Source organism: Herminiimonas sp. NPDC097707, assembly GCF_044761395.1.
Taxonomy (GTDB): Bacteria; Pseudomonadota; Gammaproteobacteria; order Burkholderiales; family Burkholderiaceae_D; genus Oxalicibacterium.
Genome location: NZ_JBIWCI010000001.1, coordinates 186,286 through 200,035, shown reverse-complemented (window position 1 = coordinate 200,035; position 13,750 = coordinate 186,286). Strand labels below are relative to the sequence as shown.

Sequence of the window (13,750 nt, the reverse complement as noted above, 5' to 3'; positions counted from 1 at the left end):
AAAATGAAAAAGCCCCGTCATAAAATACGGGGCTTTTTTACGACCAGACTACAGACTTAGGCTGCTTCGGCAAAATACTTTTTCATATTCCGCGCCACTTTTTCTTCCAGCGTGCCAGCAAAAGCCTTGAACAGAAAATCCAGTGTGATATCGATCTGCGCTTCTGTTTCCCTCAATGCAAGCGTACCGGCGACACCGCTGCGCTTGAACGACAAGACATCGCCCTCCCACTGCGTCGCCATGTTGAATTCCGTGGCCATTCTGTCTGCCACTTGTTGTGCAGCTTCCTTTGCCTTGGACAAAGGAAGCTGATGCTCCTGCTTGATACTGATATCGGCCATCTTCTATTTCTTTGCTTGAACTTCAGGGTTGAGTAAATTTGGCGGGCGCTGACCGTTCAATGCAGCGACCATATTGAGCGAGGCGCAATCCGACATCGCGCGCCGGGTTTTTTCCGATGCGCTGCCGATGTGCGGTGTCAGCACGACATTGGACAGGGTCAGAAAATCCGGATGCAAGGCTGGTTCGTTTTCATACACATCGAGTCCGGCCGAGGCAAGCCGGTGTTCGCGTAGAGCCGCGATCAAGGCGACGTCATCGACGATACCGCCGCGCGCGATATTCACCAGCGTCGCGGTCGGTTTCATCAGCGCCAGTTCGGCCGCACCGATGATGTGATGCGTTTGCTCCGAATACGGCAACACCAGTATCAAATGATCGGCCGTACGCAGCAATTCTTCCTTGCTGACGTAACGTGCATTGTTTGCGTGCGCTTCCTGTTCCGGCGTGAGGCGGCTGCGATTGTGATAAATCACCTGCATGTCGAAACCCATGGAACGGCGTGCGATTGCCTGCCCGATACGACCCATGCCGAGAATACCGAGGGTCGCGCCGTGAATATCGGCGCCGAGGAATTGATCGAAACGCCAGTTCTTCCATTTGCCGGCACGCAGATAGTGTTCAGATTCTGAAGTCCGCCGTGCATTCGCCATCAGCAGCGTCCACGCATAATCCGCCGTCGTCTCGTTCAGCACATCCGGTGTATTGGTTACCATGATGCCGGCCTTGGTTGCCGCTGCCACATCGATATTGTTATAGCCGACTGCCACATTGCAGATCGCCTTCAGTTGCGGATTGGCAGTAATCACTTCGCCCGACAGTTTTTCGCTGCTGGTGATGATCACTCCCTCTTTTCCCTGCATCTTTTCATGCAGCTCGGCGGGTGAAAAAATCCTGTCTTCCTGATTCGATTCGACTTCGAACTGCTGCTGCAAACGCTCGATTACATCAGGAAAAGTTGCACGCGCTACGAGTATTTTCTGCTTCATATGCATTTCCTTAAACGAAAAAGATAAAGGTCATCAAGACAAACAAGGGTATCAGGATCGCGCACGACCAGGCCATGTAAGCGAAAAACGAAGGCATACGGATGCCGCGCTCTTCTGCGATCGCTTTCACCATCATGTTCGGTGCATTGCCGATATAACTGTTGGCGCCCATGAATACCGCGCCGCAGGATATCGCCGCCAGTGTCGACGCCATTGTAGTCATCAGCGTGCTTGCGTCGCCGCCTGCCGTATTGAAGAAAACCAGATACGTAGGCGCATTGTCGAGGAAGGATGAAAGTATTCCCGTCGCCCAGAAATACATGCCATTGATCGGTGCGCCGTTGCCATCCGTCACGGCACGTACGATGCTTGAAAATGCGCCGGACTCGCCAGCGCGCAGCATGGCGATCACGGGAATGATGGTGATGAAAATACCGGCAAATAATTTACCTACTTCCTGGATCGGGCCCCAGGAAAAATCATTACCGCGACGTGCGCCTTCCGGCGTCAGCCACAGGGACAGGAAAATCACGACAATCAGCAAGCCGTCACGCAGCAGATTTTGCAACTCCACCGTATTGCCGAAGAAGGAGTAAGCAATGCCGGGTTTCCAGAAGCCGCTGATCAATACCAGCGCAACCACTGCGCCGAGCAAGGCAAAATTGACCTTGCCTTCAAAACGGAGCGCCGAATCCGGCGTCGGGTCCTGCGCCGGCGGCTTTATCTCTTCGCGCTTGTGATAGTAGTGACTATCGAGCAGATAAAAAATAATCAACAGCACGCTGCACAGGAACAGCGTCGGTGCAAACAAATGACGCACCGTCCAGAAAAAATCCACGCCCTTCAGGAAGCCGAGAAAGAGCGGCGGATCACCGAGCGGCGTCAAGGCACCGCCGGCATTTGCCACCAGAAAGATGAAAAACACGACGATATGCGCTGCATGCTTGCGATTATCGTTCGCGCGTATCAGCGGGCGTATCAACAGCATGGCTGCACCGGTGGTGCCCATGAAACTCGCCAGCACCGTACCGATTGCCAGCAAACCGGTATTGAGCGCCGGTGTGCCGTGCAGATTGCCGCGCACGCAAATGCCGCCGGCCACGACAAACAATGAGGTAATCAACATCAGAAAGGGGAAAAACTCGGCAACAAATGCATGCACCGCACCATGCACGGCCGTCGTGGTACCGAAGTAGAAGGCGCACGGCAACAGAAATGCCAGCGACCATGCCACCGTCAATTTTCCGAAGTGGTGATGCCAGAAACCGGGCATCAACAAAGGGCACAAGGCAATGGACAACAACAAACCGGTAAACGGAATGCCCCACAGGATGGATAAACCACCGCCGTTCAATTCTGCCGCACCACACAGTGCAGGGGTCAGGGCAAGCATGCCGACGAAGATATTTGCACGCATGCGTGACTCCGAGATGAGGAAGCGCCATTTTATCCCAGAAAAATTATGTCTTGTCAGCAATGCCTGCGATGCATTTATGCGCAGTCCCTAAGACTGAATGCGCGGCTGCCTCAGACACTGAATGCATTTACTTATTCAGAATCGGTATAAGCTTGGTTTGTGGGAAAGAGCGATATGCCTTAAAATACACTGCTTTGCGGCTGCTATCGGGTATATGAAGTTGCATACCCTCGTCATAGCCTAGCCGGCTTCATTTCAAATATTTCAGTTAGGACTGGTATGACCCACGTAGTGACCGATTCCTGCGTACTTTGCCGTTACACAGACTGTGTCGATGTATGCCCGGTGGATTGCTTTCGCGAAGGCCCGAATTTCCTGTCGATTGATCCCGATGAATGCATCGATTGCGCAGTATGCGTAGCCGAGTGCCCGGTAAATGCAATTTATGCAGAGGAAGATGTGCCGGCCGATCAGCAACATTACATCAAGCTGAACGTTGAGCTTGCGCGCAACTGGCCATCCATCACCAAAACCAAGGCGCCCTTGCCGGAAGCCGAGGAATGGAAAGACAAGACAGATAAACTGCAGTTCTTGAAACGCTGAAAAAGCTCACTGCCTGAAAACGCCCCCTGGTTCGCCACGGGGCGTTTTTTATTTGCGACCATGTTCGCGACATGACGGCAAATAATCAGTCAATTTATTGTATTTCATACAATAAATGTGCACCCAGACCCGTATCTTCCAATTAGTTGGTAATGGTGCATTGCAATATAAGTGTTTTGTAGCGACAATCATTTTCAATGATCGCCATCGAAAGAGGCCGCTATGCTTTACCAATTGCATGAATTCAATCGCAGCCTGCTCAATCCTTTGACGGATTGGGCCGAGGCCTCGTCCAGACTATTTACCGATCCGGTGTCGCCGCTGGCTTATACGCCGTATGCGCAACGCATTGCCGCCGGTTACGAACTCCTATACCGCCTCGGTAAACAATACGAAAAACCGAATTTCGATATCAAGTCTGTATTGGTGAAAGGCAAAACTGTCGCCATCGTTGAAGAAGAGACAGAGAAAAAATCCTTCTGCACCCTGATTCATTTCAAGAAGAAATTGTCGGCGAAGGAATTCGCCGCCTTGAAACAGCCTGTCGTCCTGCTGGTAGCGCCCCTGTCCGGTCATCACTCAACCTTGCTGCGCGACACCGTGCGCAGTCTGCTGCAGGATCACGATGTCTATATTACCGACTGGACAGATGCGCGCATGGTGCCGCTGACGGAAGGTTCCTTCCATCTGCATGATTACGTGTATTACATCCAGGATTTCATCCGCAAGCTGGGACCGGATCTGCATGTGATTTCAGTATGCCAGCCTACCGTGCCGGTGCTGGCCGCGATTTCACTGATGGCCAGCGAGCACGATCCCAAGCTGCCTAAAACGATGACGATGATGGGCGGCCCTATCGATGCGCGCAAATCGCCGACACAGGTCAATGATCTGGCCGTTGAAAAACCGCATGCATGGTTTGAAAATCAGGTGATTTACAGCGTGCCGACCAGTTATCCCGGTTTCGGGCGCAAGGTCTATCCGGGCTTCCTGCAGCACGCCGGTTTCATCGCCATGAATCCCGGTCGTCATGCGCAAAGCCACTGGGATTTTTACATGCACCTGCGCGAAGGCGACAACGAATCGGCAGAAGAGCATCGCAAGTTCTACGATGAATACAATGCCGTACTGGATATGCCGGCCGAATATTATCTGGAAACGATCAAAACAGTTTTTCAGGAACATCGCCTGCCGCTGGGCACCTGGGAAGTCGAAGGCAAGCTGGTGCGGCCGCAGGATATCAAATCGGTCGCCTTGTTTACCATCGAAGGCGAGAAGGATGATATTTCCGGTGCCGGACAAACCCATGCCGCACAGGATTTGTGTTCCTCGATTCCCAAATCGGACAAACAGCAATTCACCGCACCGCAATGCGGACATTACGGCATCTTCTCGGGCCGCAAATGGCGCGAGATCATTGCGCCGAAAATCGGCGAGTTTATTGCCAAACACTCCTGATACAGTGCGCCAAATACACGGAGGAAATCCGTCCAACGCAATCTCCGCGTTTTTCTATTTGGCGCATCGTCCCGTATAAGACGATAATCGTGTTTTATCCTTTTATTTTCCGCTGTGTCATCACCCACTGAAAAATCGCTCGCCGATCAGCTTGAAGACCTGCTGCCGCAAACGCAATGCACGAAATGCGGCTACCCCGCATGCCGTCCTTATGCAGAAGCGATGGCCGACGGTCGCGCCAGTTATAACCAGTGTCCGCCAGGCGGCATCGAAGGCGTGGCACGACTGGCACAGGTATTGGGCAAGAAGGTCATCCCCATCAATCCGGTCAATGGCGTGGAACGGCCACGTCCGGTTGCATTCATCGATGAAAGTTTGTGCATAGGATGCACCTTGTGCATACAGGCTTGTCCGGTCGATGCGATCGTCGGTGCCGCCAAGCAGATGCATACGATCGTCACCGACCTGTGCACCGGCTGCGATCTGTGCGTGGCGCCCTGCCCGGTCGATTGCATTGCAATGGTCGAGTACACGCCGGGTAAAACCGGCTGGGATGCGTGGTCGCAGGCAGAAGCCGATGCGGCACGCGCAAGACATGATTTCCGCACGCTGCGTTTGCAACGCGAAAAAGAAGAAAACGAGGCGCGGCTGGCAGCCAAGGCTGCCGCCAAACTGCAGGCCTTGCAATCCGAAACGCCGCTCTCGGAAGCGGAACAAACCGAACAGGCACGCAAGAAAGCCATTATTCAAGCCGCCATCGAACGTGCGCGCCTGAAAAAAGAACAGGCAGAAAAGGATGATCAATGAACGCGGAAAAACGCCGTGAAATTTTCAACCGACTGCGCGCTGCCAATCCGCATCCCACTACCGAACTTGAATACCAGACGCCATTCCAGTTACTGATCGCGGTCTTGCTGTCGGCGCAGGCAACCGACGTTTCCGTCAACAAGGCCACGCGCAAACTGTATCCGCACGCCGGTACGCCGAGGAAAATTTATGCGCTGGGTGTGGAAGGCTTGATGCCCTACATCCAGACCATAGGCTTGTATCGCACCAAGGCAAAAAACGTCATTGAAACTTGTAGGATACTGATCGCCGAACATGGCGGCGAAGTGCCGCGTACGCGCGCAGAGTTGGAAGCCTTGCCCGGCGTCGGCCGAAAAACCGCCAATGTGGTGATGAATACAGCCTTCGGCGAGCCGACCATCGCCGTCGATACGCATATCTTTCGCGTCTCGAATCGCACCGGCATTGCCCCGGGCAAGAACGTCGATATCGTCGAGCAAAAACTGATGAAATTTGTCGCGCCGGAATTCCGGCAGGATGCCCATCACTGGCTGATCCTGCACGGCCGCTATACCTGCATCGCACGCACGCCCAAATGCTGGAATTGCATCATTGCCGATTTATGCGAATACAAGCAGAAGACGCCCTTGCCCGCCAAAGGCGTCTAGGGCCGGCAGACACAGGACGTCTCTTCAGTATGGTTACAAGACGATGGCGCACGCAGCTTCGAACGTCAGACGCGGCAAACGCGGCTTGATTTTTTCATGATCGCCATAGCCTATGCTGCAGAGGAAATTCGCCTGCACATGGGTACCGACAAAGAAGGCTTCATTCACTTTCGCCGCATCGAAGCCTGACATGGGGCCGCAATCCAGGCCGATCGCGCGTGCCGCCATAATGAAGTAAGCGCCTTGCAGCGAAGAGTTGCGGAAAGCCGTTTCTTCGGTCAGTTTTTCGTTGCCGGCAAACAGTGCCTGCGCATCCATGTGCGGAAACAACTGCGGCATCTTGCGCGGGAACGCCATGTCCATACCGATGATGGCGGTAATAGGCGCGGTTTTGACTTTCTGTACATTACCGGCGGAGACACATGCTGCCAGCTTTTCTTTCGCTTCCGGCGACTTCACGAAGGCGATGCGTACCGGCTGGCAGTTCATCGAGGTCGGCGCCCATTTCATCAATTCATAAATCTCGCGCAACTGGCCATTGGTGACCGGCTTGTCTTGCCAGACGGTATTGGTATGGGCATGGGTAAAAAGAGTTTCAAGCGCTTGCTGATTCAACATGAGGACTTTCTTATTCAGATTTTCAAAAAACATGCCGCAAGGCGGCAATCGCGGCAAAAAATACAATAGACCTATATGTTAACCGAAACCCGCCCGGCAGTTCGGCAGCAAGCCACGTACAATGGCAGCCTGCGTTCAATGAACTATCTCTTTCACTATCTTCATGTTCACACCATCACAACACGATGTACGTCGCTTTTTCTGCGAAACATTTCGCAAGCAGCGCGCCAATGAAATCCTCACTCCACTGGAAGCAATCGCGCGCGACTGGATCATCCAGCACCCGGAATACGCAGATGCGTTGACGGATGTGGAAGCCGCGCTGGCACAGGATTATTCGGTGGAGTCAGGCCAGGCCAATCCCTTCCTGCATCTGTCCATGCACCTGTCGATTGCCGAACAGATTTCCATCGACCAGCCGCCCGGAATTCGCGCCGCCTATACCGGCCTGGCGCATAGACTGGGCTCCGAGCATGAGGCGCATCATCACATCATGGAATGCCTGGGCGAGATGATCTGGACTTCGCAGCGCAACGGCCTGCCGCCGGATGGCGCGGCCTACATCGAATGCATCAGGCGACGCTGAAGCAAAACGCGAGACAGACGTAAAAAAGCCACGGCGAACCGTGGCTTTTTTATTTGGCGAAACATCGGCCAATAATTATTTGCGCAGAACCAGTGTGGTTGGCAGGCTGTGCAGGTAGGTAGCGATGTTTTCGATATCCTGACCCGACAATTGCTTGGACAGTGGCCCCATGATGGCATTGCTGCGACCATTGGAAACCTGATTGCCGCGCTTGTAGGCAACCATGGCGTGCTTCAGATAATCCTTGTGCTGACCGGCCAGCTTTGGATAACCAGGATCGATAGGCGTTTGGAAATCGGCACCGTGGCAGGATGCGCAATTGTATTTGGCAACTGCTGCCTTGCCGGCGTCAATCTTGCTTTCAGCTGCAGCGTTGAATGAGACGACTGCCGACAGCGATACGACAGCCAATGCGAGAATTTTTTTCATATGGCTCCCTTATTTCTGTTGCGAGTAATAAGCGGCAACGTCGGCAATATCCTGATCCGACATGCTGGCAGCAATACCGTGCATGGACGGGTGATTACGCTCGCCCTTCTTGTAGGCATGCAGCGCGCTGATAATGTATTTTTCCGACTGCCCACCTATCATGGGGACTTGATAAACTTCCGGAAAGGTCGCTTTGTAGCCCGGGATGGCGTGGCATCCGATACACATCGAAACCTTGTTGGCAGCAGCCTTGGCATCGCCAACAACTTCCGCTGCAACAGCGATGTTGGCCACACCCGCGAACGCGAGAAGTGCAAATAGTTTTTTCATGATAGCTGTGTGGATAGTGTGAATACGAAACCCGCTGCTGCAGCGCCGCAAAACCACATACTCGCGTGGGAAAATTGCCTGGCTACACCAAAACCGCTCGATTTTACCTGAAGACCGCAAGACAGTCCATGTTCAAATCACCACAGCGAATTACCGCAGCGAATACGGCAGCCGACAGCCTTGTCGCAAGCCGCTGTTCGGTCATCCTATCTCCCACTGCGCGCAACTTATTTTGTGCCCGTTTTTTTCTGCAACTCTGCCGACGCAGCTTCCAGCAATACTTCACCTTCTTCCACCGCAGACGCAGCGGCGGTATTTTCCGCCTGTACAGGCCAAAAGAATACATAAGGTGTCAGCGTAAAGCGTCGCAATACGGCACGGAAGACCAGTCGGCGCACCCGTCCTGGCACATCGCGTGCACGCAGGGCCAGCGCCAGCGCGCAGGAAAATGCCACGCCTACATTCAGCACGCCTATCGCCACGATACCGGCGCAGGCCAGCCAGAACTGCGGCAGCGCGAATACTTCCCACCCCAGGGTGCTCACTGCCGCCGTCAGTGTCGCCGTCGACAAGGTCACATGGCGCACATCCAGCGGCAGGCCAAAGAACTGTGCGATCACCGGCATCATGCCGAGCAGCACTGCCAGCGTCACATTGCCGACGATGCTGGACACATTGTGCTCCAGCCAGCCGGCCCAGCGTTCGGCACGATGTGCGCCCAGTGCGTGCACCAGCCGCCTATGGTGTGCGAGCGATTCCTTCACGCGACGCAAGGCAAACCAGTTATCGGCAAAACCCGCCATCAGGCTGGCCAGCCACAGCAGCAAGCCGGTAAAGGCCGCATACAGTGGCGTCACCCCGACCAGCGACAGGGAAGCGATGGTGGCGTGCGCTTTATCCGCACTCATGATCGGTTTGTCGAACATCAGCACGGCAGCGAATGACAGCGCCACCACCACTGGCGCCACAGCCAGCAGATTGCCGAACACTGCCGCCGCTTGCGAACGCAGCAAGGCGGCGATACGCGTCAGCAGTTCACGCAAACCTTCGACTGTATCCAGGCCGCCCATCTGCGCCGCCAGCGCCGGTGCGGTAACCGCCGGTTGCTTGGTCGCCAGCACACCGCCGATTGCGGTAATCAGGAGAAAGCTCAAGGCAAAGTTAATCGACAGGAAGGCGCCCTCGAAAAAATGCGCCAGGCCGAGGCCGGTAATGCCTAGCTTGATCAAGGCCGTGAAAGCGGTAATGACACCGCCCCACATGGCCGCCTTGAACATGGCCCGGTATTCGCTGCGATCACGCGCAATGTAATGCTCGCCATGGTTGGCATTGCGCTCTACCATCTTGCGCGCCAGCAGAGAAAAACTGCGATTGACCAGTTCGCGCACCGACGAGCGGCGATGATGGGCGATGATCAGATCGACCAGCACTGCCTGCACCTGACTCGCGCCGCCCTCTACATGCGGCGCGGAACGCAAATCCAGCAGACGCGAAATCCGGATCAGGTGCGCACGCATGCGTTCGACGTGATAAACCAGTCCGACCGATACACCGTATTCATCCAGATGCGCATAGATCTTGTCGGTTTGCGCCTGGCACACGGCAATCAGCATGCGCACGCTGCGCAAGCCTGCGTCGTCCCTGACGCTGTGCATCAAATAATTTTCCAGCTCGCGGCGCAGCGACATGAATGGTGTCGCCAGCAAGGGCATGCGCGGCTCCAGCCGTTGACGAAACGCCGGGCTGATGCCGACCGAAATAACCATCGTGACCAGATACAGCATGGCTTCATCAATTTGCTGCCGGTAACCGTGCGCAATGCCATCGTCCCCCGCCAGCTTCCACAGCCGCGACAGGGTTTTGGGATCGAGTTCCAGCAGCCATTCGGCGTCCGACTCATCCGGAAACATGGCAGTAAACAAGGTCGATAAATCCTGCTGCCCGACCGGGCGCGGCAAGATTAGTTTGACCATGCGTTCCGACAACTCGGAAAAGAACGCCGATTCGCGCGGCAGGCCGGTGGCTGAAAAAAGCTCGGGGCCGGTCGCTTCGCGCAGTGTCTTGCGCAAACTTGCCTGCACGACTTGTTTCACGTCGCGATTGCCATCCAGCCAATCGAGCATGAAACGGATACGTTGATGCTTGACGCGCCGCCATGCGCCTTCGCCCAGCAGCGACACCTTGGGCTCGCGACGCACCCAGTCGGCCAGATCGATCATCCAGTTGGCGCGCGCATGCCAGGATGCGTGAGGATCGGCGCGACGCATCAGCGATTCAATTTGCGGCAGGTAAGACGCGTGATCCGTGTGATGCCGTAATGCACCACGATGGAATCTGCGCCACACGGCACAGATTCTGAGAAAAGAGATTTTCATTGATAGCTTGAAATGGAGGAAAATTTCCAGGAACGACTAACGGGCGATGCACTACATGTGCAGGCAAACCCGTCTTGTTATACGGCATCTACTGTTGCCGTACCGACAGCGCTGCCTGCCTTGTTCTCGCTTATACTCCGATTTCTTTTCACCTTAATGACACGTCATGCGACAAGACACACACTTTGAAGGTTCCCGCACTTACGTCACTACCGGCGATTTGAAGCTCGCCGTCAACGCGGCCCTGACTTTGCAACGCCCGCTATTGATCAAGGGGGAACCGGGCACCGGCAAAACCATGCTGGCGGAAGAAGTCGCCGCCGCACTCGGCATGCCCTTGCTGCAATGGCATATCAAATCGACCACCAAGGCGCAGCAGGGTTTGTATGAATACGACGCCGTATCGCGCCTGCGCGATTCGCAACTCGGCGACGAACGCGTCAAAGTCATCGATAACTACATACTCAAGGGCGTATTGTGGCAGGCATTCGCCGCTGATGAACAAGTGGTTTTGCTGATCGATGAAATCGACAAGGCCGATATCGAATTTCCGAACGACTTGCTGCGCGAACTCGACCGCATGGAATTCTATGTGTACGAAACGCGTGAAATGGTGAAAGCCATACACCGGCCGCTCGTTATCATCACTTCGAATAATGAAAAGGAATTGCCGGATGCCTTCCTGCGCCGCTGCTTCTTCCATTACATCAAGTTTCCCGACCGCGATACGATGGAACAAATCGTCGCCGTGCACTTCCCCGATCTGAAAAAGGAATTGCTGGCAAAGGCGCTCGAAGTGTTTTACCAGGTGCGCGAAATCAATGGTCTGAAGAAAAAGCCGTCCACTTCCGAATTGCTGGATTGGCTGAAACTTCTGCTCGCGGAAGATATTCCTGCGGAAGCACTACGCAGCCAGGATGACAAAATCGTGATCCCGCCGCTGCATGGCGCCTTGCTGAAAAACGAGCAGGACATTCACCTGTTCGAGCGACTGGTGTTCATGTCGCGCACCAATCGCTAAAGCGCGTCGACAGGAATTGCCGTGTTAATCGATTTTTTCTTCATGCTGAAAGAGGCAAAAATTCCGGTCTCGATCAAGGAATTTTTGCTGCTGCTGGAAGCACTGGAAAAAGAAGTCATTGGTCCCTCGCTGGATGATTTCTACTATCTGGCGCGCCTGACACTGGTCAAGGATGAGGCGCACTTCGACAAATTCGATCGTGCCTTCGGCATGTACTTCAAAGGCATTGCTGCCGTTTTCGATGACAAGGCAGCGATACCGCTCGACTGGCTGCTGAAACGTGCAGCGAAAGATTTGAGCGCCGCAGAACGTGCGCTGATCGAAAAATTCGGTTACGACAAACTCGCCGAACGCCTGCAGCAATTATTGAAGGAGCAGAAGGAACGTCACGAAGGCGGCAGCAAATGGATAGGCACCGGCGGCACCTCGCCCTTCGGCAATAGCGGTGTCAATCCGGAAGGCATACGCATAGGCGGCGAAGGCGGCAATCGTTCCGCCGTCAAGATATGGGAAACACGCACCTACCGCGATTACGATACGGCGCGTGAAATCGGCACCCGCAATATCAAGGTCGCGCTGCGCCGGCTGCGCAAGTTTGCCCGTCAGGGAGCGCACGATGAACTGGCGCTCGATGCCACCATACGCGCTACCGCGAACAATGCGGGCTATCTCGATATCAAGATGCAGCCGGAGCGCCGCAACAACATCAAGATCCTGATGCTGCTGGATGTAGGCGGCACGATGGATGAACATATCCAGCGCATTGAAGAATTGTTTTCTGCGGCGAAAAGCGAATTCAAGAATATGGAATTTTATTATTTCCATAATTGCGTCTACGACTACCTGTGGCGCAACAATCAGCGCAAGCACGCCGAACGCTTTGCCACCTGGGATGTCTTGCGCAAGTATTCGCCCGACACCAAACTCATTTTCGTCGGCGATGCCACGATGAGTCCGTATGAAATCCTGCAGGCAGGCGCGGCGATCGATTATCACAACAAGGAAGCGGGCGCCGAATGGCTGCAGCGTTTTACCAGAATGTTCCCCAGCTATATCTGGCTCAATCCGGAACCGGAAAATATCTGGGAATACCGGCAGTCGATCGCGATCATCCGGCAGCAGATGGACAATCGCATGTATCCGTTGACGCTGGAAGGTCTGGAGCGCGGCATGCGCACGCTGAGCAAATAGCTACGGCAGAAGAAAGGCCGCGCGCAAGAGAGTCACTGCGTCCGGCATGGTGCCGGAGTTAGCGCGGCAGATGCATGAATTTTTTCAGCGCGCTAATCAAATGATGGCTGGCAACCGGCTTGGTCAGAAAACCGTCCACCCCCGCCTTGCGCCCCATCTCGACATCGTAATCAGCAGATTTGCTGACCAGAAAAATGACGGAAGTCTTGTCGTGCGGGCGTGCCGTTTTGACCGTCTGGCATAAACGAAACGGATCGATATCCGACACCGAAGTATTAATCAACACCACCGATACGCGTTGACGCACGCAGGCGCCCTCCGCTTCCGATTCGCCCTTGGCCCACAAAACCTCAACCTGATAACGCGCCATAAATTCGGCGACGAAATCGCGAAAGGCCGGTGTCTTGTCGATCAACAGCACGGCTCCGCCATGCGGCAACTCGGTACGCAAACCTTCGTAGGCAACCGGATCGGTCAAATCGATATCGACCCGATTACGCCGTCTGCGCTCCGGCACCAGGATGACATCGGACGCCTCCAGCCGCGCCAGCGTATCGGCGCGTTTTTCGATCAATGCATCCAGTGCCTCAAACAGTCGCTGCCAGCGTATGGGACGCTCCACCCGCGCATACGGCAACGCAATAACGGGCGTACCGACCAGCAGCACCGGCCGCACATCGCTGGGGCGCAAATCGGATACGGCTACCAATGCACGCAGGTCTTCCCCGTTGGCGATATATAAATCAGGATCCTGCAAATTATCTTCGGCCAAACGAAAATAGCCATAGCCCTTGCCTTGGTCCAAGGCAAAAGTGGCATCGAAGATATCGGTCTCCTGTTGATTGAAACCAATCAGGCGTACCGCAAAGGGGAAACTGTTAACGGGCATCGGTCAGGAAGGAAAACGCAATCGCTGTTCTATATACAAACATCTTTATAC

Annotated in this window: 15 protein-coding genes; 7 read left to right on the top strand and 8 right to left on the bottom strand. The window is 54.6% G+C overall.

The window, feature by feature from the left end:
- Positions 1 to 56 precede the first annotated feature (56 nt).
- The 3 genes from ACIQW9_RS00955 to ACIQW9_RS00945 are packed head-to-tail and all read right to left on the bottom strand — an operon-like array spanning position 57 to position 2,745.
- Entirely contained in the window at positions 57 to 341 is a 285-nt protein-coding gene (locus ACIQW9_RS00955) for a polyhydroxyalkanoic acid system family protein (protein WP_402331772.1), read from the bottom strand.
- Positions 342 to 344: 3 nt separating this feature from the next.
- Entirely contained in the window at positions 345 to 1,328 is a 984-nt protein-coding gene (locus ACIQW9_RS00950) for a 2-hydroxyacid dehydrogenase (RefSeq protein ID WP_402331769.1), read from the bottom strand.
- Between the two features lie 10 nt (positions 1,329 to 1,338).
- Positions 1,339 to 2,745, bottom strand: a complete 1,407-nt coding sequence (locus tag ACIQW9_RS00945; protein WP_402331767.1) for a sodium:proton antiporter — start codon at positions 2,743 to 2,745, stop codon at positions 1,339 to 1,341.
- A 279-nt stretch (positions 2,746 to 3,024) separates the two neighbouring features.
- Here ACIQW9_RS00945 and fdxA point away from each other — a divergent pair, with 279 nt between their 5' ends.
- The 4 genes from fdxA to nth all read left to right on the top strand — a co-directional run bounded on the left by fdxA (position 3,025) and on the right by nth (position 6,260).
- Entirely contained in the window at positions 3,025 to 3,348 is a 324-nt protein-coding gene (gene fdxA, locus ACIQW9_RS00940; RefSeq protein ID WP_402331764.1) for a ferredoxin FdxA, read from the top strand.
- 222 nt (positions 3,349 to 3,570) lie between these two features.
- Positions 3,571 to 4,806: a polyhydroxyalkanoate depolymerase gene (locus ACIQW9_RS00935; protein WP_402331761.1), complete on the top strand. Its 1,236-nt coding sequence runs from the start codon at positions 3,571 to 3,573 to the stop codon at positions 4,804 to 4,806.
- Positions 4,807 to 4,920: 114 nt separating this feature from the next.
- Positions 4,921 to 5,613, top strand: a complete 693-nt coding sequence (gene rsxB, locus ACIQW9_RS00930; RefSeq protein ID WP_402331758.1) for an electron transport complex subunit RsxB — start codon at positions 4,921 to 4,923, stop codon at positions 5,611 to 5,613.
- A complete protein-coding gene (gene nth / locus ACIQW9_RS00925) occupies positions 5,610 to 6,260 on the top strand; it encodes an endonuclease III (RefSeq protein WP_402331755.1) in 651 nt (216 codons plus the stop codon). Before rsxB ends, nth begins: the two co-directional genes overlap by 4 nt.
- 33 nt (positions 6,261 to 6,293) lie before the next feature.
- On the opposite strand, the gene ACIQW9_RS00920 is transcribed toward nth, so the two are convergent.
- Entirely contained in the window at positions 6,294 to 6,878 is a 585-nt protein-coding gene (locus ACIQW9_RS00920; protein ID WP_402331752.1) for a malonic semialdehyde reductase, read from the bottom strand.
- Between the two features lie 163 nt (positions 6,879 to 7,041).
- Here ACIQW9_RS00920 and ACIQW9_RS00915 point away from each other — a divergent pair, with 163 nt between their 5' ends.
- Positions 7,042 to 7,464 (top strand): DUF1841 family protein, encoded by a 423-nt coding sequence (locus ACIQW9_RS00915; protein WP_011870330.1) that lies wholly within the window; start codon positions 7,042 to 7,044, stop codon positions 7,462 to 7,464.
- Positions 7,465 to 7,539: 75 nt separating this feature from the next.
- Here the strand turns inward: ACIQW9_RS00915 and ACIQW9_RS00910 are convergent, their stop codons facing one another.
- From ACIQW9_RS00910 to ACIQW9_RS00900, 3 genes are all read right to left on the bottom strand, one after another.
- Positions 7,540 to 7,893 carry a c-type cytochrome gene (locus ACIQW9_RS00910; RefSeq protein WP_402331749.1) on the bottom strand — a complete coding sequence of 118 codons (354 nt, stop codon included), beginning with the start codon at positions 7,891 to 7,893 and terminating at the stop codon, positions 7,540 to 7,542.
- A 9-nt stretch (positions 7,894 to 7,902) separates the two neighbouring features.
- On the bottom strand, positions 7,903 to 8,223 hold the full coding sequence (locus ACIQW9_RS00905; RefSeq protein ID WP_041322174.1) for a cytochrome c: 321 nt from the start codon (positions 8,221 to 8,223) through the stop codon (positions 7,903 to 7,905).
- A gap of 227 nt (positions 8,224 to 8,450) precedes the next feature.
- Entirely contained in the window at positions 8,451 to 10,568 is a 2,118-nt protein-coding gene (locus ACIQW9_RS00900) for a site-specific recombinase (RefSeq protein ID WP_402331746.1), read from the bottom strand.
- Positions 10,569 to 10,764: 196 nt separating this feature from the next.
- Between ACIQW9_RS00900 and ACIQW9_RS00895 the strand changes: the two genes are divergently transcribed.
- Both ACIQW9_RS00895 and ACIQW9_RS00890 read left to right on the top strand, forming a co-directional pair.
- Positions 10,765 to 11,619 (top strand): AAA family ATPase, encoded by an 855-nt coding sequence (locus ACIQW9_RS00895; protein ID WP_402331743.1) that lies wholly within the window; start codon positions 10,765 to 10,767, stop codon positions 11,617 to 11,619.
- 21 nt (positions 11,620 to 11,640) lie between these two features.
- Positions 11,641 to 12,810 (top strand): VWA domain-containing protein, encoded by a 1,170-nt coding sequence (locus tag ACIQW9_RS00890; protein WP_402331740.1) that lies wholly within the window; start codon positions 11,641 to 11,643, stop codon positions 12,808 to 12,810.
- A 58-nt stretch (positions 12,811 to 12,868) separates the two neighbouring features.
- Here ACIQW9_RS00890 and ACIQW9_RS00885 read toward each other — a convergent pair whose 3' ends face one another.
- Positions 12,869 to 13,699 (bottom strand): PleD family two-component system response regulator, encoded by an 831-nt coding sequence (locus ACIQW9_RS00885; protein ID WP_402331737.1) that lies wholly within the window; start codon positions 13,697 to 13,699, stop codon positions 12,869 to 12,871.
- Between the last annotated feature and the right edge of the window lie 51 nt (positions 13,700 to 13,750).